At 65.4% G+C, this 17,436-nt stretch carries 21 protein-coding genes; 6 read left to right on the top strand and 15 right to left on the bottom strand.

What is annotated here, in order from left to right:
• The first annotated feature begins 33 nt into the window (after positions 1-33).
• On the top strand, positions 34-717 hold the full coding sequence (locus tag ACEN8U_RS12480) for an HAD family hydrolase (RefSeq protein WP_015001502.1): 684 nt from the start codon (positions 34-36) through the stop codon (positions 715-717).
• Positions 718-875: 158 nt separating this feature from the next.
• On the opposite strand, the gene lipA is transcribed toward ACEN8U_RS12480, so the two are convergent.
• From lipA to ACEN8U_RS12495, 3 genes are all read right to left on the bottom strand, one after another.
• Positions 876-1,883, bottom strand: coding sequence for a lipoyl synthase (gene lipA / locus ACEN8U_RS12485; protein ID WP_310104902.1), 1,008 nt, complete (start codon positions 1,881-1,883; stop codon positions 876-878).
• Positions 1,884-1,896: 13 nt separating this feature from the next.
• Positions 1,897-2,622, bottom strand: a complete 726-nt coding sequence (gene lipB, locus ACEN8U_RS12490) for a lipoyl(octanoyl) transferase LipB (protein WP_310104900.1) — start codon at positions 2,620-2,622, stop codon at positions 1,897-1,899.
• A 72-nt stretch (positions 2,623-2,694) separates the two neighbouring features.
• Complete coding sequence (locus tag ACEN8U_RS12495) at positions 2,695-3,021, bottom strand: DUF2917 domain-containing protein (protein ID WP_015001499.1); 327 nt, start codon at positions 3,019-3,021, stop codon at positions 2,695-2,697.
• Between the two features lie 98 nt (positions 3,022-3,119).
• Here ACEN8U_RS12495 and ACEN8U_RS12500 point away from each other — a divergent pair, with 98 nt between their 5' ends.
• On the top strand, positions 3,120-4,097 hold the full coding sequence (locus ACEN8U_RS12500) for a transcriptional regulator GcvA (protein WP_015001498.1): 978 nt from the start codon (positions 3,120-3,122) through the stop codon (positions 4,095-4,097).
• 51 nt (positions 4,098-4,148) lie between these two features.
• Here ACEN8U_RS12500 and ACEN8U_RS12505 read toward each other — a convergent pair whose 3' ends face one another.
• From ACEN8U_RS12505 to ACEN8U_RS12550, 10 genes are all read right to left on the bottom strand, one after another.
• Positions 4,149-4,418 carry a DUF493 family protein gene (locus ACEN8U_RS12505; RefSeq protein WP_015001497.1) on the bottom strand — a complete coding sequence of 90 codons (270 nt, stop codon included), beginning with the start codon at positions 4,416-4,418 and terminating at the stop codon, positions 4,149-4,151.
• Positions 4,390-5,382, bottom strand: a complete 993-nt coding sequence (locus ACEN8U_RS12510) for a D-amino acid aminotransferase (protein ID WP_015001496.1) — start codon at positions 5,380-5,382, stop codon at positions 4,390-4,392. The genes ACEN8U_RS12505 and ACEN8U_RS12510 overlap by 29 nt, the downstream gene beginning before the upstream one ends.
• A gap of 13 nt (positions 5,383-5,395) precedes the next feature.
• Positions 5,396-6,625, bottom strand: coding sequence for a D-alanyl-D-alanine carboxypeptidase family protein (locus ACEN8U_RS12515; RefSeq protein ID WP_015001495.1), 1,230 nt, complete (start codon positions 6,623-6,625; stop codon positions 5,396-5,398).
• A 331-nt stretch (positions 6,626-6,956) separates the two neighbouring features.
• The gene (locus ACEN8U_RS12520) at positions 6,957-7,601 is read right to left on the bottom strand and encodes an alpha/beta hydrolase (RefSeq protein WP_015001494.1); all 645 of its coding nucleotides are present in this window, start codon (positions 7,599-7,601) and stop codon (positions 6,957-6,959) included.
• 8 nt (positions 7,602-7,609) lie between these two features.
• The gene (locus ACEN8U_RS12525) at positions 7,610-7,933 is read right to left on the bottom strand and encodes a (2Fe-2S) ferredoxin domain-containing protein (protein ID WP_013337877.1); all 324 of its coding nucleotides are present in this window, start codon (positions 7,931-7,933) and stop codon (positions 7,610-7,612) included.
• 231 nt (positions 7,934-8,164) lie between these two features.
• Positions 8,165-9,322, bottom strand: coding sequence for a VanZ family protein (locus tag ACEN8U_RS12530; protein WP_015001493.1), 1,158 nt, complete (start codon positions 9,320-9,322; stop codon positions 8,165-8,167).
• Positions 9,323-9,353: 31 nt separating this feature from the next.
• Complete coding sequence (locus ACEN8U_RS12535) at positions 9,354-9,995, bottom strand: ABC-type transport auxiliary lipoprotein family protein (RefSeq protein WP_310104893.1); 642 nt, start codon at positions 9,993-9,995, stop codon at positions 9,354-9,356.
• A 30-nt stretch (positions 9,996-10,025) separates the two neighbouring features.
• On the bottom strand, positions 10,026-10,988 hold the full coding sequence (locus ACEN8U_RS12540) for an MlaD family protein (RefSeq protein WP_310104891.1): 963 nt from the start codon (positions 10,986-10,988) through the stop codon (positions 10,026-10,028).
• Between the two features lie 16 nt (positions 10,989-11,004).
• On the bottom strand, positions 11,005-11,883 hold the full coding sequence (locus ACEN8U_RS12545) for an ABC transporter ATP-binding protein (protein ID WP_013586967.1): 879 nt from the start codon (positions 11,881-11,883) through the stop codon (positions 11,005-11,007).
• The gene (locus ACEN8U_RS12550; protein WP_015001491.1) at positions 11,880-13,013 is read right to left on the bottom strand and encodes an MlaE family ABC transporter permease; all 1,134 of its coding nucleotides are present in this window, start codon (positions 13,011-13,013) and stop codon (positions 11,880-11,882) included. Before ACEN8U_RS12550 ends, ACEN8U_RS12545 begins: the two co-directional genes overlap by 4 nt.
• 107 nt (positions 13,014-13,120) lie before the next feature.
• Between ACEN8U_RS12550 and ACEN8U_RS12555 the strand changes: the two genes are divergently transcribed.
• The 3 genes from ACEN8U_RS12555 to ACEN8U_RS12565 all read left to right on the top strand — a co-directional run bounded on the left by ACEN8U_RS12555 (position 13,121) and on the right by ACEN8U_RS12565 (position 15,204).
• Positions 13,121-14,038, top strand: a complete 918-nt coding sequence (locus ACEN8U_RS12555; protein ID WP_310104888.1) for a biotin--[acetyl-CoA-carboxylase] ligase — start codon at positions 13,121-13,123, stop codon at positions 14,036-14,038.
• Positions 14,035-14,874 carry a type III pantothenate kinase gene (locus tag ACEN8U_RS12560; RefSeq protein ID WP_310104885.1) on the top strand — a complete coding sequence of 280 codons (840 nt, stop codon included), beginning with the start codon at positions 14,035-14,037 and terminating at the stop codon, positions 14,872-14,874. Before ACEN8U_RS12555 ends, ACEN8U_RS12560 begins: the two co-directional genes overlap by 4 nt.
• A 90-nt stretch (positions 14,875-14,964) precedes the next feature.
• Positions 14,965-15,204, top strand: a complete 240-nt coding sequence (locus tag ACEN8U_RS12565) for a hypothetical protein (RefSeq protein ID WP_015001488.1) — start codon at positions 14,965-14,967, stop codon at positions 15,202-15,204.
• Positions 15,205-15,232: 28 nt separating this feature from the next.
• On the opposite strand, the gene rfaE2 is transcribed toward ACEN8U_RS12565, so the two are convergent.
• Positions 15,233-15,715: a D-glycero-beta-D-manno-heptose 1-phosphate adenylyltransferase gene (rfaE2, locus tag ACEN8U_RS12570; protein WP_310104882.1), complete on the bottom strand. Its 483-nt coding sequence runs from the start codon at positions 15,713-15,715 to the stop codon at positions 15,233-15,235.
• 295 nt (positions 15,716-16,010) lie between these two features.
• Positions 16,011-16,883: a ferritin gene (locus tag ACEN8U_RS12575; protein ID WP_013586961.1), complete on the bottom strand. Its 873-nt coding sequence runs from the start codon at positions 16,881-16,883 to the stop codon at positions 16,011-16,013.
• Between the two features lie 272 nt (positions 16,884-17,155).
• Here ACEN8U_RS12575 and ACEN8U_RS12580 point away from each other — a divergent pair, with 272 nt between their 5' ends.
• Positions 17,156-17,296, top strand: a complete 141-nt coding sequence (locus tag ACEN8U_RS12580; RefSeq protein ID WP_156946604.1) for a hypothetical protein — start codon at positions 17,156-17,158, stop codon at positions 17,294-17,296.
• The last annotated feature ends 140 nt before the right edge of the window (positions 17,297-17,436 follow it).

The following is a 17,436-nucleotide window of genomic DNA, read 5'->3' on the forward strand; positions in this document are numbered from 1 at the left end:
ACGCTTCGACCACCTGATCACGAGGACAACCGGATGAGCCGCAATCTCGCGCTATTCGACCTGGACCACACCTTGCTGCCGCTCGACAGCGACCAGGCATGGGCCCACTTTGTCGCCGGCCTCGGCATTGAAGGCGCTGCACGGCATGCGCAAGATATCGACGAGTATTACCGGCAATATGTGGCCGGCACGCTGGACATGACCGCCTACCTGGAGCGCACGCTCGCGCCGCTCGCGCGCCATACGCGCGAGCAACTCGATGAATGGCATGCGCGGTTCATGCGGGAGGTGATCGCGCCCGCCATTCTGCCGGCCGCGCGCGAGCTGGTGCGACGCCACATGGACGCAGGCGACCTGTGCTGCATCGTCACGGCGACCAATGTGTTCGTGACCGCGCCGATCGGCAAGGCGCTCGGCTTCGAGCATCTTCTCGGGATTGAACTGGACACCGAAGGCGGCGATCCGCTCGCGCGCTTCACGGGCGCGGCGGTCGGCGTGCCGACTTTTCGCGAAGGCAAGATCACCCGTACCGAGAGCTGGCTGTCCTCGCTCGGCCATCGTTTGCAGGACTTTCCAGAGAGCTGGTTTTATAGCGATTCGATCAACGACCTGCCGTTGCTCGAACGCGTGACCCATCCGGTCGCGACCAACCCCGACGCGCGTTTGCGTGCGATCGCCACCGAGCGCGGCTGGCCGGTCATCGAACTGTTTCTATGAGATGAACGGCGGCGCCCCTCATGCGGGCGCTCTGACATCCCTCTGCCAGCCCCGCCGCTGCTGCAACCCGGGCTCGCGCATTCGCCCTTGTTCGGGCGCAAAAAAATGCCCGCAACGTGTGCGGGCATTCTTCAGTGAGCGGACGGAAAAGCAGGCACTCAGACCACGCCGGCTCCATGCGCCTGCAAATCGGCGTGATAGCTCGAACGCACCATCGCGCCCACTGCCGCGTGGGTGAAGCCCATCTTGTACGCCTCTTCTTCGTACATCTTGAAGGTGTCCGGATGCACATAAGAACGGACCGGCAGATGGTGTTCCGAAGGCTGTAAATACTGACCGATGGTGAGCATATCCACGTCGTGCTCGCGCAGATCGCGCATGACCTGCAGGATCTCTTCTTCAGTTTCGCCGAGACCGACCATCAGACCCGACTTGGTCGCGACGTCCGGGTGCAGCGCCTTGAAATCCTTGAGCAGTTTCAGCGAATGCGCGTAGTCCGAACCCGGACGCGCCTCCTTATACAGACGCGGCACGGTTTCCAGGTTGTGGTTCATCACGTCGGGCGGCGCGGCATTCAGAATGCCCAGCGCGCGGTCCAGGCGGCCGCGGAAGTCCGGCGTGAGAATTTCGATGCGCGTGTCAGGCGACAACTCGCGCGTCTGACGGATACATTCGACGAAGTGCGCCGCGCCGCCGTCACGCAGATCGTCGCGATCCACGCTCGTAATCACGACGTACTTGAGCTTCAGCGCGGCGATGGTGCGCGCCAGGTTCGCCGGCTCGTCCGGATCGAGCGGATCGGGACGGCCATGGCCCACGTCGCAGAACGGGCAGCGCCGCGTGCACTTGTCGCCCATGATCATGAAGGTCGCGGTGCCCTTGCCGAAGCATTCGCCGATATTCGGGCAGCTCGCTTCTTCGCAGACCGTGTGCAGGTTGTGTTCGCGCAGGATCTGCTTGATTTCGTAGAAGCGCGAGTTGCCGGTTGCCGCCTTGACGCGGATCCAGTCCGGCTTCTTGAGTTTTTCGATCGGAACGATCTTGATGGGAATACGGGCGGTCTTGGCTTGCGCCTTCTGCTTCGCGGTAGCGTCGTAGGCCGCAGCCGATGCCGGCACGCCTTCCGGCGCGGGAGAAGCTGCGAGGTTCGCGGTAACGTCAGTCATTCGTTCGATCCAGTCAGGCGGTGAGCGCACCGGCCTGCGGTTGGGCGACGGCCGCGGGACTGCCGTCGAGGTTTGCGGTGAGGCGGGCTGCAAGGGTGCGGGCCACGTCGTCCCAGCCGGCCGCAACGCCGAGCGTTGCCATGTCGACTGTTTCGAGACCCGCGTAGCCGCAAGGGTTGATGGCCAGGAACGGCCGTAAATCCATCTTCACGTTCAGGCTGACGCCGTGATAGCTGCAGCCGTTGCGAATCTTGAGACCGAGCGCGGCAATCTTCGCGCCGGCGTGCAATCCGGCCTGCGGCCCCGGCGACACGTAGATGCCCGGCGCGCCGGCCTTGCGTTCCCCGGCAAGATTATACGCCGCAAGGGTGTCGATCACGGCCTGCTCGATCCGCGTGACCATGTCGCGAACCATCAGTTTGCGGCGCCGCAAATCGAGCAGCAGGTAAGCCACCACCTGCCCCGGGCCGTGATACGTGATCTGTCCGCCGCGGTCGACTTTCACCAGAGGAATGGCGCTGTCGGCGGCCAGCAGGTGCGCTGGATCGCCCGCCTGGCCGAGCGTGAAGACGGGCGGATGTTCGACCAGCCAGATTTCGTCGGGCGTCTCGGCAGTGCGCGCGTCGGTGAAGGCGCGCATCGCGTCGAAACTGGCTTCGTAGCGTTCGCTGCCGCGCCAGCGCAGCGTAGGCGGCGCTGCGGCAGGCAATGGAGATGAGGAAACCGAAGGGGCAGACATGATCCCGGCAGTTTACCGAAATCCAGGAATCCCCGCCCAAAGTCGACGCGCGCGAACGGCGCGGCACTCCCGTCAAACCGTGCGCCACCCGCCGCGTAGCCACGCCGTGAAACGCTCGCCCATGCGCGCAAACCAGTTCAGCGCGCGCTCGTCGCAACGCGTCGGCACCGAGAACGCGACCGTTGCGCGCGGCGTGCCCTCGGCGCTCAACCAGAGCCGCTCGCCACGGCGCAGTCTCAACGTGTGGCCGGGCTGCAGCCAGTAGTCTTCGGTGTCGTCGCTGCGCGTCACCCAGACGGCGCCGCCGCGCACGACGAGCTTGGTGCTGCGCGCCACCTTCAGGGGCAGCATCTCGCCGCTGTGGATTTCATACGCGATGCTAGAGGAAACTTCTCGCATAATGCCCTCGCCAAAAGTCGTTTCATGGCTACAATCGTAGGCGCAGCAAGGGTTTACGCAAAACGATCAATTTTCACCTCTATGTGAGAATAATTGCGATGGAGCTCCGTCATCTCCCGCCACTGAACGCGATCAAGGCCTTTGAAGCCGCCGCCCGCCACGAGAGCTTTTCGCGCGCTGCAGACGAGCTTTTCGTCACTCATGGCGCCGTCAGTCATCAGATCCGTGCGCTGGAAGCCGAACTCGGCGTCTCGCTGTTCGCGCGCGACGGCAAACGCGTGCGGCTCACCGAAACCGGCCGGCGCTATGCCCAACAGGTGCGCGCGGCGCTCGGCGCGCTGTGCGACGCCACGCGTCAGATCCGCGCCGGCGACCGGGAACGGCGGCTCGTGGTGTCCATGCTGTCGTCGTTCGCCGCGCGCTGGGTGACGCCGCGCGTCGGCAGCTTTATCGAGGCGCATCCGCAGTGGGATCTTGAACTTCTGTCCACGAATGCGCTGACGGACTTCGCGCGCGACGACGTCGACGTGGCAATCCGTTTCGGCTACGGCAAGTACGCGGGGCTGCATTCGGAGCTTCTGCTGGAGGAGATCTTTTTCCCGGCCTGCGCGCCCAGTTTCAACGGCGGCAAGCTGCCCAAAACGCCCGCCGAACTCGCGAATCTCCCGCTGCTGCGCTCCGACGACGAACTCTGGCGTCCGTGGTTCGACGCGGCCGGCCTGACCGAGTGGCCGGAGCCCAAGCGCGGCGTGCTGTATCAGGATTCGTCGAATCTGCTGCAGGCGGCGATCGACGGTCAGGGCATCGCGCTCACGCGCCGCTCGCTAGCCATGCACGAGATCGCGGCGGGCCGCCTCGTGCGGCTTTTCAATGTGGACGGACCTAGCCCGTGGCAGTACTACTTCATCTGCCCGCCGCACATGCTGGAAACGGCGAGGGTGAAGGCCTTCCGGGACTGGGTGTTCGCGGAGGTGGGACGCTTCAAACTGCTTTTCGACCAGGCCTGCGAAGCCGGGCCGACGGCGAATGCGGCAAGCTCCGCAGGGACGGCGGACGCGTTGCGCGTCGCGCCATAATCTGACTCAAGCCCGATTCAAGCCGGATTCAAGCCTGATTCAAGCGCCGCGTTACAGCACGACCTTGACCATCGGATGCCCGGTGAGCGCGCGATAAATGTCGTCCAGCTGCCCGCGGCTGGTGGCGCGCACCGTCACCGTCAGTCCGGTGTAATTGCCGCCGCTGGACGGACGGGTTTCGACGCGCGAGGCGTCGACTGCGCTGTCGAACTGCCGGACCACCGTGACGATCGTCTCAGCAAACTCGGGGTGCGATTTGCCCATGATCTTGATCGGGAAATCGCAGGGAAACTCAATGAGTGATTCGTTCGCCGGATTCATGTGCTGCTCCTTGCCGCGCCTCGGGCGCCTCTTTTGCCGCTTGTGCTTCTTTTGCCGCTTGTGCCTCTTTCGCCTTGGCTCGCTGATAAGCCGCGTACAGTGCCGCAAACACCGCGCCCGGCTTGCCCTCGCCGACCGGCTGGCCGTCGAGTTGCGTGACGGGCAGCACCTCTTTGGTGGCGGAACTGATCACGATCTCGTCGGCGGCGCGCACTTCGGCCTCGGCGATCTCGCGCACCTCGAAGCGGATGCCGCATTCGGCCGCCAGTTCCTCGATCAGCCCGTAGCGAATGCCTTCGAGAATCTTGTGGCTGCGCGGCGGCGCCGCCAGCACGCCGTTCCTCACGACCCAAACATTCGACGACGACCCCTCGGTCAGCATGCCGTCGCGAAACTGGATAGTCTCGAAAGCGTCGTTCTCCGCCGCGTACTGCGCCATCAGCACATTGCCAAGCAGCGAGACCGACTTGATGTCGCAATGAAGCCAGCGGCGATCCTCGGCGCTCACGCAACGCACGCCCTCGGCGCGCTGAGCGGCGTTCGGCAGATTGAGCGGCGTGACCATGACGAACACCGTCGGCTGGATGCCGGCAGGAAATGCGTGGCCGCGCTTCGCGACGCCGCGCGTGATCTGGATATACGCGATCGCGTCCTGTTCGGCGGCGAGGCCGCCCTCGGCTTCGTTGGCCGCCGTCACGCGCTCGATCAGCGCGCGCCAGCCGGCGTTCTCGAACGGATTGGCAATGCCGATCTTCCCGAGCGAGCGCGCGAGGCGCGCCAAGTGCTGCTCGAAGCGGAAAGCCGTGCGACCGCCCGCGTGCGCGTAGAGCGGCGCGACTTCGTAAATGCCGTCGCCGAAGATAAAGCCGCGGTCGAGAACCGGCACGCGCGCCTCGGACAAAGGCACCACTTCACCGTTGAGATAAACGATAGGTTCCAGCGGAACATCGGGAAGAGCAGTCATTGCGATCAGGCGCTTACTTTTTCTTGTTGAACATGAGCATGAGCGAGTCCCATACGCGGCCGACCACGCCGGCTTGCGGCACGGCCTGCAAGGCGACCACCGGGAATTGCGCGAGCACCTTGCCGTCGGCGACGAGCTTCGCGGTGCCGACCTGCTGACCGTTCGCGATCGGCGCGATGAGCGGATCCATCTGGTCGATCTGCGGCTTGACCTTGTCGGCCATGCCCTTCGGCACCGTGATGTACTGATCGCTCTTCACGCCGATCTGCACGCTGTCCTGCGCCCCCTTGTAGACGCGCGGCGTGCCGACCACCTGATTCGCCTTGTACAGACGCACGGTGTCGTACGCGGAGTAGCCGTAGTTCAGCATCTTCAGGCTGTCCTGCACGCGGTCGTGCTCCTTCGTCTCGCCCATCATTACGGAGACGAGACGGCGCGACGCGTCCGGCGTGCCCGGCAGCGAACGCTTCGCGCTCGCGATCAGGCAGTAGCCGGCCGCTTGCGTGTGACCGGTCTTCAGACCGTCGACGGTCGGGTCGATCCACAGCAGACGGTTGCGGTTCGGCTGCTTGATCTTGTTGTATGTGAATTCCTTGACCGAGAAGATGTTGTAGTAGTCAGGGAAGTCGCGAATCAGACGCGCCGACAGCACGGCGAGGTCGCCCGCGGTCGTGTAGTGCTGCGGGTCGGGCATGCCGTTCACGTCGGCGAAATGCGTGTGCGTCATGCCGAGGCGCTGCGCCTCCGTGTTCATCATGTTGACGAACTGCGCCTCGCTGCCGCCCACCAGTTCGGCGAGCGCGATGGCGGCGTCGTTGCCCGACTGGACGATCATGCCGTACACCAGATCGTGCACGGTGACGGGCTTGTTCGCCTCGATAAACATGCGCGATTCGTCCGTGCGCACGCGGCGCACCGCTTCGCTCGGCGTCACCGTCTGGTCCATCGCGATCTTTTTCGTCTGCAGTGCTTCGAAGACGAGATACGCCGTCATCAGCTTGGTAAGCGATGCCGGTTCCACGCGCTCGTCCGGATTGCCCGACGCGAGCACCTGATTGCTGGTTGCGTCGACGAGCACCCACGAGCGCGCATTCACCGCCGGCGGCGGCACTTGCGCGAACGCGGTGCTGGCCGCGAGCGTGGCGGGCAACACGACGCCGAGCGTGATGGCGCGGCTGAGCGTGGAGGGAACGAAGGATGCAGCGGAGGGGAAAGACAGGCGGCCGGAGGTGGAAAAACGCATAGGGTCGGTTCGTGCAGAAAAGTACAGCGCGCGCGAGCGCAGAGTTGGGAGAGCCGGTCGGCGAGCGTCTGGCCGCAACATCAAGCGTAGCGGCTCGGGCGCCCATTGGACTTCCGGCCACGCGATCGGTTCGCGCAGCACACCTGCAGCCGGCACCGCTGCGCGCGTGAAAAGAAGCTACGCGTCGCGCGAACTGCCGCACAGGCCGTGCTGCGCCCAAAAAAGAGCGCCCATTATACGCGCGCTACACTCGCAACTTCGCGCAACGGCGGGCGATAAATTGTGAGTTTTTGCCTACCTGTACCCCTGAAAACGCGCGTCAGCCGATCCGTCAACGCCACGCGTCGACAATGATCCGCTTCAGGATGTGGAGCTTGCGATGCAGGAAATGCTCGGCGCCCGGAATCACGACAACCGGCAATTCCTGCGGCCGCGCCCAGTCGTAAACGGATTGAATGGGAACCGTCTCGTCGGTCTCGCCGTGAATGACGAGCGTGTTTTCCGGCACCGGCGCGACTTCCCAGCGGCTCGCGGCCGTGCCGACGAACACCATGCGCTCGATCTGCTGCCCTTCGTCGCGCAACTTCGCCGCCACGTGCGACAACACGAACGTGCCGAACGAAAAGCCCGCCAGCACGAGCGGCAGATCGCCGTGCCCAGGTTGCGCGCGCATGTGGTCGAGCACCGCGCGCAGATCGTCGCGCTCACCGATGCCCGCGTCGTGCTCGCCTTGCGTTTGTCCTACGCCGCGAAAATTCGCGCGATACGTCACGTAGTTCAACCCGACGAGCGTGCGCGCGAGGGTTTGCGCGACCTTGTTATCCATGGTTCCGCCGAAGAGCGGATGCGGATGCGCGACGAGCGCGATGCCGCGCGGCGCGGCGCCGTTTTCGCGGGCTTCGTCGGGCAGGTCGAGCGCGACCTCGATCTTGCCGACCGGGCCGTCGATCAGATACTTCTTCGTGTGTACGTTCATGGTGCCGTTTATTGATCGATCTTCAGACGCTCAACGATTTTGCCGTTCGCGAGATGCGAGTCGACGATTTCGTCGATGTCGCTTTCATCCACGTACGTGTACCAGACGCCTTCCGGATACACCACGAGCGCCGGACCCAGCTCGCAGCGGTCGAGACACCCGGCCTTATTGATGCGCACCTGGCCCGGGCCGGCGAGGCCGAGTTTCTTCACGCGTTTTTTCGCGTGCTCCTGCATGGCCTGCGCGTTGCAATTCGCGCAGCTCGGACGCTCCGCGCCCGGCTCGCGCTGATTCAGGCAAAAGAAGACGTGATATTTGTAGAACGAGTCCATGATGTACGGGAGGGAAAGCTATCAGAAGGGCAATAGTGCAGCAGAACGCGGTTGGGCGCAGCGACGCGGCTATCGGGCGGATGCTGGCGCGGCCGATGCCTGCGGGCCTGCGCACGGCGCGAGCGCGCGGCCCGCAGCCCGCAGCCCGCAGCCCGCAGCCCGCAGCCGACGATTATATCCAGCAAGCCACCTCCCACGCCGAGCCGCGCCTCGTCCGCGCCTGCCGCGCGCTCAGGCGCGCCGCGTGCGCCGCCCAAGCCACACCCGCTCGACGACAAACGCGAGCCACACGAGCGCCGCATACGGCCAGACCCACGCGAGCCAGCGCGCAAGGCCGTTGAAGTGCAAATACCGCCCTTGCCGCCAGTCGGCCAGCACCACATCGAAATAAGGATTCACCGGCAGCAGGTTGACCAGCACCAGCGTGAGCACAAGCGCGCCGGCCGCCAGCGACGCCCGCGCGCTGCGCGGCAGACGCAGCACGACGAGCCCGAGCAGCGCGCCGCCGCCGAGGCCCGCAAGCCCGCCCGGCGTCGCCCAGTCGAAAGCCAGGCCCGATTGCGATTGCAGGAAGGTCGCGCCCGCCTTCACACCCAGAGCGACGACGATAAACAGCAGCATCAGCCGCACGCGCGGCGCATGACGGCGCACGGACAACGACGCGAGCGCCAGCGCGGCAAACAGATTGAGCGTCGTGATGAGCGCTTCCCACGCGTCCTCCGGCAGCCAGGCGGCCACCCATGCCGGCCACGCGCCGACGTGCCAGCCGGCCGGCGTCCAGGCGAAGAGCGCGTCCTGCGTCGTGGAATCGAAACGGGTCCACAGGACGCGCGGCCAGTTGCCGAGGCCGAAGAGGCGCGGCGCCGGATACATCGTCGCAAACGGCCAGGCCGCCACGAGGCACGCCAACGCCGCGCTGTCGCGCTCGAACCACATGAGCCGCAGACGCCGCAGCAAGCCGCGGTCGAGCAGCGCGCCGGTCGCGGGCGACATGATCGCGGCACCCAGCAGCGCGCCGAGTGCATTGGCCGCGAGATCGAGGTTGGAGGCGACGCGCGTCGGCAGATAGGTTTGCACGGCTTCCATCACGCCCGACAGCAGTCCGCCCACGAGGAACGCCAACGCGACCGCCAGCGGCCCGCGCCAGCGCGGGTAAAGCGCGAGCACCATGAGCGCGCCGAACGGCATGTAGCCGAGCACGTTCGTGACGACATCGAAAGCTGTCAGGTATTGCGGCATCGGGTCCGCGAGATAGGCCAGCGGCCCGATGCCGAGCGAGCGCCAGCCCGAAAACGGATACCACGAACCGTAGACGATCAGCGCGGTATAGAGCACCAGCGCCTGCCGCGAGAGCACCGAAGGGCGGCGCAGCCACGATCGTTCGCTCATGCAGCGCTCCGTTGCGTGCGCTGCGCGTGCTTCATTGCGCGGCGACCAGCGCCTGCACACCGAGCCAGGCGCCGATTTGCGCAACGAGGTCGTCGCTGGCGGCGGCGAGCGCCTGCGCGCCGCCGGCGGCGTCGGCGGAACGGGACGGCGCGCGCGAGATAAACGTGCGCTGGCCGATCACCTTGCCGCTTTGCGTGAGCGTGGCGCGCGCGGTCACGGCCGCATGGCTTTGCGACTGGCTATCGAAAACCTGCTCGAACTCGCTCAGTTCGATTTTCAGCACCGGCGCGGCAACGCCGTCGGCGCCCGTCAGCACCGTGCCGCGCGAACTGAGCGCGCCGCGCAGACGCTGCGTGAGCAACGCGGACGGCGGCATCGTCCAATGGCTGTTGGCGTACGCGGCGACCTGCTGCGAGTCCGCGTAGCCGAGCCGGTACACGAGCTTGTCGGACTGCAGCCCTTCGGGCGCGCTCACGTCGAGCACCTTCACGGCCGGCTGCGTTCCCGCCGACGACGCCGGCTTCGGCGGGCCGAAATCGTAGCGGATGTCCGACAGCGCGGCCGGCGTGCTCGTGCAGCCGGCGGCCAGGAGACCCACGGCGACGAGCGCCGCGCACGCCGCGCCCGCACGCGTGACGCGCGAGGACAACAGCCGGTGAATGGAGCGTGACATGACTATCTTCCTTTCTTCAAACCTTCAGAATCATTGCGCGGCGCGCGCGGCGGGCCACGTAAATCCGGCCTCGCCCGGCCCCGGCGCCGCGGCCGGCGCACCGAAGAGCACGCTGCGCGGACTGGTGCTGAACGTGTCGGCGGCACGGTCCACCGAACGTGCAGCGGAACGCACGTCTTCGGCGAGTGAATTCACGCGCGGCAGCGTGTCGTAACCGACTCGCGCCGACAACTCCTGCAACGAGCCGTTCATCGCGGTGAGCGCGTCGCCTGCCTGCTGCGCAGCCGTGCCGACCTTGTTCAGATTGCTCTCGAACGGACCGTCGGGGCGGTTCAGGCTCGTGATCAACTGGTTGGTCGAGGCGAGCGTGGAGCCCAGCTTGTCGATGGTCGCGGGCAGCTTGCCGGCCGCGGGCGCCATCTGCTGCGTGAGCGTGGCGACGCCGTCCGCGGCTTTCTGAATGCTGGCCGCGGTGCCGTGCAACTGGTCGACCATCTCGGGCGACAACAGATTGTCGACGTCGTCCGTGACCTTTTCGAGTTTCCTCAGCAGCACGTCGCCGCGCTGCTGCAACTGGTCGAGCAGGCCAGGCCGCATCGGCAACTGCGCCACCTGTTTCGGCGACGAAGCGAGCGGCGACGGATCGCGCCCCGTATCGTCGAGCTGGATGAACGCAATGCCGGTCACGCCCTGGAAGCCGAGACTGCCGAACGTGGAATGCGTGATCGGCGCGTGAGTGTCGACGAGAATGCGGATCACGATCTGCCCCGGATGATCGCGGTCGAACTTGATGGACTGCACCTTGCCGACGTCGAGCCCGCGATAGCGCACGGCGGCGTCGGTAAACAGGCCCGTCACATTGGTGCGCGCAATCAGATCGTACGGCACGCGCACGGCGCGGTCGACATTGAACAAAAATGCCGCCGTGGCGATCGCGCCGAGCAGCACGACCGTGAAGAGTCCTGCCCAGAACGCATGTGATTTGTTTTCCATTACCGGGTTCCCTGATTCACAGCGGCAATTCCGACGACGCCGGCTCGAGCGCCGCGCGCGGCAGCTTCGCGCGGCGCTCGGGTGGCAGCGCCTGCAACGCGCGACGCCCGCGCAAGCCGAGAAAATATTCGCGGATAAAAGGATGATCGACGCCCGCGGCCTCTTCCACCGGCGCCGCGACCAGCACCTTGCGGTCCGCCAGCACGGCGACGCGCGTGGACAGCGCGACCATCGTATCCAGGTCGTGCGTGATCATCACGACCGTCAAACCGAGCGCGCGATGCAGCGCCGAAATGAGTTCGACGAATTCCTCGGACGCCTGAGGATCGAGGCCCGCCGTCGGTTCGTCGAGAAACAGCAGTTCGGGTTCGAGCGCGATGGCGCGCGCAATGCCGACACGCTTGATCATGCCGCCCGACAGCGCCGACGGCATTTTCGACGCGTGCTTGCACGGCAGGCCGACCATTTCCAGCTTCAGCATCACGATGTCGCGCAGCAGGTCTTCCGGCACCTGACCGAGTTCGCGCACGGGCTGCGCGACGTTGTCGAACACCGACAGCGACGAGAACAGCGCGCCGCGCTGAAACAACATGCCGGAGCGGCTGCGCATGAGCAGCGCCGTTTCCGGCGAAATGGTCGCGAGGTCCTCGCCGAACAGCTTGATGGTGCCGGACGACGGCCGCTCGAGGCCGAGAATCTGCCGCACGAGCGTGGTCTTGCCCGACCCCGAGCCGCCGACAATCGACAGGATTTCGCCGCGCCGCACGTCGAGATTCAGATGCTGATGCACGATGTTGCGGCCATAGCGCTTGGTGACGTCGATCACCTCGATCACCGGCTCGGCGATGGAAGGCATCGGCTGGCCGCGCACGGCCTGAGTGAGCGGCGCGATCATCCGAGCCCCACGTTCTGGAACAGGATCGCGAACACGGCGTCCGCGAGAATCACGATCGTAATCGACGTCACGACCGAGCTCGTCGTGCCCTCGCCAAGGCTTTGCGAATTCGCCTTGATACGGAACCCGAAATGACAGCCGACAATCGCGATCAGCATGCCGAAGGCGACGCCCTTGCCGAGCCCGATCCACAGATTGGCAACGGGCACCACGCCCGGCAGCGCGCGCGCAAAGTAGCTCATGTCGATGCCGAGCACGATCTTCGCGGCGAGCGCGCCGCCCGTCAGCGCAATGATGTTGGTCCACATGACGAGGAGCGGCATCGCCACACCGAGCGCGACCACGCGCGGCAGGATGAGCCGCAGGCCGTGTGGAATGCCCATCACGCGCATGGCGTCGAGCTCCTCGGTTACGCGCATCACGCCGATCTGCGCGGTGATCGCCGAGCCCGAGCGGCCCGCGACCAGAATCGCCGACAGCACCGGCCCCAGTTCGCGGATCACCGACAGCCCGAGAATGTTCACGATGTACTGATTCGCGCCGAAGAGCCGCAACTGCTGCGCCGACAGATAGCTCAGCACGATGCCGATCAGGAAGGCGACGAGTGCGGTGATCGGCAGCGCTTTGGTGCCGGCGTTGTAGACGTTCGCCGAAATTTCGGTCCACGGCGTGATGGCCGGCTTGCGCGCAATGGCGAGCAGATCGAGCACGACGCGCCCGAACATCGCCACGCCGCCGTACAGATGCTCGAGGAAGGAAAAGATCGCGAGACCGAGCCGCGTAAACGGATCGAATTTGACGACGGGCTCAGCGGTTTCGCGAACCGTGTCGAGCAACGCGATTCGCTCGAAAATATCGCGCTGCGTGTCGGTGAGCTCCGTGTCCGGCGGCATTCTGTGGCCCCACACACGCCACAGCGCCTGGCCGCCCACATGGTCCATCCGGTCGATACGCGACAGGTCCCATTGGCCGATGCCTTCGGCGCCCTCCAGCGAGCGCAATTGCGGGATCACGTGTCCGGTCGCGCGATCGCGCGCGAGCGCGAGCGCCGTCCATTGGCCCGAGAGCCGGACGATCTTGCCCTGGCTGCCGGCCGCGACTTCGAGGCCGGGCGGAGTGTCGTAGTTCAAGGATCGCTGCAATCTGGTGATCGGATTAGCGGCCATTGTAACGAAGGCGCAGCGGATCGACCGTCCGGGCGGCCCTCCGGCCGTTCGCTATCGCTACAATAGGGAGCATGAACGCTTCCCGCACTCTGCCCCAAGACCCGGCCGCTGCCGCGAACACAGCTGACTGGCGCATCGACCGTGAACGCGCCGTCGCGCTGTTCGGCGCGCATGCGCATGACTGGCCGATTGAAATCGTCGAGGAAACCGGCTCGACCAATGCCGACCTCATGAGCCGCGTGAAAGCGCTCCCGCGCCGGGCCGGCGCGCTGCCGCGGCCGATCGTGCGGGTCGCGTACCTGCAAACCGCCGGGCGCGGACGGCGCGGCCGTCCTTGGTATGCCGAGCCGGGCAATGCACTGCTGTTTTCCGTGGCCTGCGTGCTGCCGCGTCCGCTCGAAGGGCTCGTGGGCTTGAGCCTCGCGGTGGGCGTCGCGCTCGTCGACGGATTGCGCTCGCTGCCTGTCGCCGGGCCGGGCCAGATCGCGCTGAAGTGGCCGAACGACGTGCTGCTCGAAGGCGACAAGCTCGCCGGTATCCTGATCGAAACCGCGTGGAGCACAGACAGCGCGAGCGCGGTCGTGATCGGCATCGGCACCAATGTCAAAGGCGCCGACGAACTCGCCGCGAAGCTCGGCGCGCTCAACGCAGAAACGCCGCCGCAGGCGCGCGGCACGGCGCCGACCGCGCTGCAGCGCGCGCTGCCGAACGCCAATCTCACCGATACGCTCGCCGCCGAGCTCAACGCGCTCGAACCCGCGTTGCAGCGTTTCGGCGCCGAGGGCTTTGCGCCGTTCCAGGCGCGCTGGAATGCAATGCATGCCTACGCGGGCCGCGAGGTCGTGCTGCTCGAGCAAGGGCAGGAGGTCACGCGCGGCGTCGCGGCGGGCGTCGATGAACGCGGCCAGTTGCTGCTCGATACCGACGCGGGCAGGCAAAGCATTGCGACCGGCGACGTGTCCTTGCGTCTCGCCGACGGTGCTGCATGACGGGCGGCACGTCTCATCTGTTGCCCCAGCTTTTGATCGACGCGGGCAATAGCCGCGTCAAATGGGCGATGGTGGCGGCGGACGGCGCGCAGATCGCGGCCGGCGCGCTCGCTCATGAGGCGAGCGAATCGCCGGAGCGGTCGGCTCAGTGGTCAGCTCAGTGGTCACGCTTGCCGGCGCCTGGCGGCGCGTGGTTATCCAATGTCGCCGGTGCTGCAGTGGCGGCGCGCATCGCCGCGCTGGTCGACGCGCAGTGGCCGCGCTTGCCGCTCACCGCGGTCCGTGCAAGCGAGCGGCAGTGCGGCGTGATCAATAGCTACGCCACGCCGCATGCGCTAGGCAGCGACCGCTGGGCCGGTATGATCGGCGCGCGCGCGGCTTTTCCGGGCGAGCATCTGCTGATTGCGACATTCGGCACGGCGACCACGCTCGAAGCCCTGCGCGCCGACGGATTGTTTGTCGGCGGACTCATTGCGCCAGGCTGGAGCCTGATGATGCGCTCGCTCGGCGAGCACACGGCGCAACTGCCGACGCTCGACGCCCACGCCGCGCGCGGCCTGCTCGAGGCTGGCGGCACGCCAGACGCCGCGCGTCGCGGCCCGTTCTTCGCGACCGACACGCCGCGTTCTTTATCCGCCGGCTGCACGCTAGCGCAAGCGGGGCTTGTCGAGCGAACATGGCGCGACTTGCAGGATGAGTGGCAGGTGCCGGTGCGCCTCGTCGTGGGCGGCGGCGCGGCGGACGAAGTGGCGAGCGCGCTGAAAGTGCCGCATACTCGCCACGATTCGCTGGTCTTGTCGGGGCTCGCGCTCATCGCTTCGGAGCGCGGCGCCTGAAGCAGGCTGCAATGTCACGGGGCGCGCCGTGGCCAGGATCGCGGCAGAACGACACGGGGCGGTTCAATTTATGGACGGGAAAACAAAATAATGCTGCGCTGGCTGATCGCCATCTTGTTTCTAGCCAACCTTCTGGCATTCGTCGCGGTCCGCGGCATGTTCGGTCCGACACCCACGGCAAGCGGACGGGAACCCAATCATCTCAGCCGCGAAATTCATCCCGACTGGCTGAAGGTGCGCCCCATCACGGCCGCCGAGGCAGGCGACCAGGCGGTGGTCGGCGCGCCGGCTCCGGCCGCGCCGATTGCGGCTTCGGCATTGCCGCAATAAAGCGCCCCTGCAAAAAACGCCCTGGCACTCAGCTCTGCGTGCGGACTTTCGTAAGCAATGCCGTGGTCGAGCGATCATGCTCGAACGGGATTGCCAGCGCCTTGCCGCCCCACCCTCGCACGATGGCCGACTCCGGCAACGCGTCCATGTCATAGTCGCCGCCCTTGACGAGCACGTCCGGGCGCAGCGCCGAGATCAGTTCGACCGGCGTTTTTTCAGCAAAGCACACGACATAATCGACGCTTTCCAACGCCGCGAGCAGCGCCATGCGGTCGGCTTCGTTGTTGATCGGCCGGTCGTCGCCCTTGCCGAGCATGCGGACTGACGCGTCGCTATTCACGCCGACAATCAGGCAAGCGCCTTGTACTTTCGCATCCGCGAGATAGGTCACATGCCCGCGATGCAGGATGTCGAACACGCCGTTTGTAAATACGACCGGCGCCTTGAGCGTGGGGCGCAGCGCGACGAGCGCGTCGCGCGTGAGAATCTTGCGTTCGAAAATGGCAGCCATGAGCGACGTGGAGGAGAGACAGAGGGAATGCCGTCACGATACAGCGCGCACCGCATCGAACAGCTCCAACCGGACAAACGAAAAAGGCAAAACAAAGCCGCTGAAATAAAACGGCCCGGCAAGCTGTCAGCCGCCGGACCGTTTTGAAGCTGTTTTTTAAAGCCGCTTCTTGAACTATTTAAAACCGTCCAACGCCGTCAAACCACGTTGCCGCCTGAGCAGCGCGAGCTTTGCGCGGTGCCCGGCGCCCCAAAGTGGATGCGACACGGACGCGAAGTCGACGCGACGTGGCCCGTCAAGCCGGCTGTTCGGCCGATTTCTGGTCGGCCTGCAGCCGTGCCACGACTTCCTTGCGATAGCGGTTCAGTTCCTGCGCCGTGGTGAACGTGCGCTCGAACAGCAGCGACAGGTTGTGCAGAATGCGCTCGACCACCTTCTTTTCCCAACCGTCGTCGAAACGGATCTGCTCGTCAAGCCAGCGCTCCAGCCATTCGGGGTCCGGCAGACGCGACTGGATCGTGTCGCGCGGGAACAAGGCCTGATTCACGTGCAGATTGGTGGGATGCAGCGGCTTTTCGGTGCGGCGCGCCGACGCCATCAGCACGCCGATCTTCGCAAAAGCCGCACGCGCGATGTCGCCGGTTTGCGCCATGGCTTTCTTCATGTAGCGCAGATACGCGCCGCCATGCCGCGCTTCGTCGCGCGAAATGGTTTCGTAGATGTGCTTGATGACAGGTTCGGTGTGCCACTCGGCCGCGCGGCGATACCAGTGATTCAGGCGAATTTCGCCGCAGAAGTGCAGCATCAGCGTTTCGAGCGGCGGCGCCGGGTCGAACTCGAAGCGCACAGCGTGGAGTTCTTCTTCCGTGGGGCACATTTCGGGCTTGAAGCGGCGCAGGTATTCCATCAGCACCAGAGAATGCTTCTGCTCTTCAAAGAACCACACGCTCATGAATGCGGAAAAATCGCTGTCGTGATGGTTGTCACGGAGAAACATTTCCGTGGCGGGCAGCGCCGACCATTCGGTGATCGCGTTCATCTTGATCGTCGCGGCCTGCTCGTCGGTCAAGAGCGATGCATCGAACTTGTCCCAGGGAATGTCCTTCTCCATGTCCCATCGAACCGATTCGAGCGATTTATAAAGTTCCGGATAAAGCATGGTGTTCATAGTCCCACCCCTGTTCTGCACATACTGTGTGTGTCTGTCACTACTACGTGTAGCACTCTTGCTGACGACGAACGAGGCGCACCGGGTGTTGTGCCCGAGTGCCGCGCCGCTCGCCGGCCAAGCCTTCAATTTTACGCGGTAACCGGCCGCACGGATGCACGGGCAGCGAAGAAGTCCGGGCGCTTGCGCGAAGAGCGGCTAACACGACATTCCACGCTCGAATAACGCGCTGCGCGGCCAACCGTGGGTGAGGGATACGTGAGGGATACCCTATGCCTGAGGTCGAGCCAGTTTGCGATGAAAACCGCACCGTCCAGCCCTGCGCCGGTCGTGCCGGCGGCGAATGGAGCAAGGGCGGCTGGATTGGTTGTTTTCAGCGCACGCCCAAAAGCCAAACAAAGACCTTCCAATGATAGCACGCTGGCTTCTCCAAACCCGCCCGGGGACAGACGCAATCCGGATGCCTGATTGACCTGTCTCAATGAAACCCCGAATCCGCCGAGTGTGACGCGCGATCGGCGTCAAAACCATGACAGCCGGCGATTTCGCACTG

The sequence above is a fragment of the Paraburkholderia phenoliruptrix genome (assembly GCF_047325075.1).
Classification (GTDB): Bacteria; Pseudomonadota; Gammaproteobacteria; order Burkholderiales; family Burkholderiaceae; genus Paraburkholderia; species Paraburkholderia phenoliruptrix.

What these genes read in the sequence shown, in the direction of transcription:
- ACEN8U_RS12480 (WP_015001502.1), top strand. Translation starts at nt 34, where the DNA reads ATGAGCCGCAATCTCGCGCTATTCGACCTGGACCACACCTTGCTGCCG.
- lipA (WP_310104902.1), bottom strand. Translation starts at nt 1,883, where the DNA reads ATGACTGACGTTACCGCGAACCTCGCAGCTTCTCCCGCGCCGGAAGGC.
- lipB (WP_310104900.1), bottom strand. Translation starts at nt 2,622, where the DNA reads ATGTCTGCCCCTTCGGTTTCCTCATCTCCATTGCCTGCCGCAGCGCCG.
- ACEN8U_RS12495 (WP_015001499.1), bottom strand. Translation starts at nt 3,021, where the DNA reads ATGCGAGAAGTTTCCTCTAGCATCGCGTATGAAATCCACAGCGGCGAG.
- ACEN8U_RS12500 (WP_015001498.1), top strand. Translation starts at nt 3,120, where the DNA reads ATGGAGCTCCGTCATCTCCCGCCACTGAACGCGATCAAGGCCTTTGAA.
- ACEN8U_RS12505 (WP_015001497.1), bottom strand. Translation starts at nt 4,418, where the DNA reads ATGAATCCGGCGAACGAATCACTCATTGAGTTTCCCTGCGATTTCCCG.
- ACEN8U_RS12510 (WP_015001496.1), bottom strand. Translation starts at nt 5,382, where the DNA reads ATGACTGCTCTTCCCGATGTTCCGCTGGAACCTATCGTTTATCTCAAC.
- ACEN8U_RS12515 (WP_015001495.1), bottom strand. Translation starts at nt 6,625, where the DNA reads ATGCGTTTTTCCACCTCCGGCCGCCTGTCTTTCCCCTCCGCTGCATCC.
- ACEN8U_RS12520 (WP_015001494.1), bottom strand. Translation starts at nt 7,601, where the DNA reads ATGAACGTACACACGAAGAAGTATCTGATCGACGGCCCGGTCGGCAAG.
- ACEN8U_RS12525 (WP_013337877.1), bottom strand. Translation starts at nt 7,933, where the DNA reads ATGGACTCGTTCTACAAATATCACGTCTTCTTTTGCCTGAATCAGCGC.
- ACEN8U_RS12530 (WP_015001493.1), bottom strand. Translation starts at nt 9,322, where the DNA reads ATGAGCGAACGATCGTGGCTGCGCCGCCCTTCGGTGCTCTCGCGGCAG.
- ACEN8U_RS12535 (WP_310104893.1), bottom strand. Translation starts at nt 9,995, where the DNA reads ATGTCACGCTCCATTCACCGGCTGTTGTCCTCGCGCGTCACGCGTGCG.
- ACEN8U_RS12540 (WP_310104891.1), bottom strand. Translation starts at nt 10,988, where the DNA reads ATGGAAAACAAATCACATGCGTTCTGGGCAGGACTCTTCACGGTCGTG.
- ACEN8U_RS12545 (WP_013586967.1), bottom strand. Translation starts at nt 11,883, where the DNA reads ATGATCGCGCCGCTCACTCAGGCCGTGCGCGGCCAGCCGATGCCTTCC.
- ACEN8U_RS12555 (WP_310104888.1), top strand. Translation starts at nt 13,121, where the DNA reads ATGAACGCTTCCCGCACTCTGCCCCAAGACCCGGCCGCTGCCGCGAAC.
- ACEN8U_RS12560 (WP_310104885.1), top strand. Translation starts at nt 14,035, where the DNA reads ATGACGGGCGGCACGTCTCATCTGTTGCCCCAGCTTTTGATCGACGCG.
- ACEN8U_RS12565 (WP_015001488.1), top strand. Translation starts at nt 14,965, where the DNA reads ATGCTGCGCTGGCTGATCGCCATCTTGTTTCTAGCCAACCTTCTGGCA.
- rfaE2 (WP_310104882.1), bottom strand. Translation starts at nt 15,715, where the DNA reads ATGGCTGCCATTTTCGAACGCAAGATTCTCACGCGCGACGCGCTCGTC.
- ACEN8U_RS12575 (WP_013586961.1), bottom strand. Translation starts at nt 16,883, where the DNA reads ATGAACACCATGCTTTATCCGGAACTTTATAAATCGCTCGAATCGGTT.
- ACEN8U_RS12580 (WP_156946604.1), top strand. Translation starts at nt 17,156, where the DNA reads ATGCCTGAGGTCGAGCCAGTTTGCGATGAAAACCGCACCGTCCAGCCC.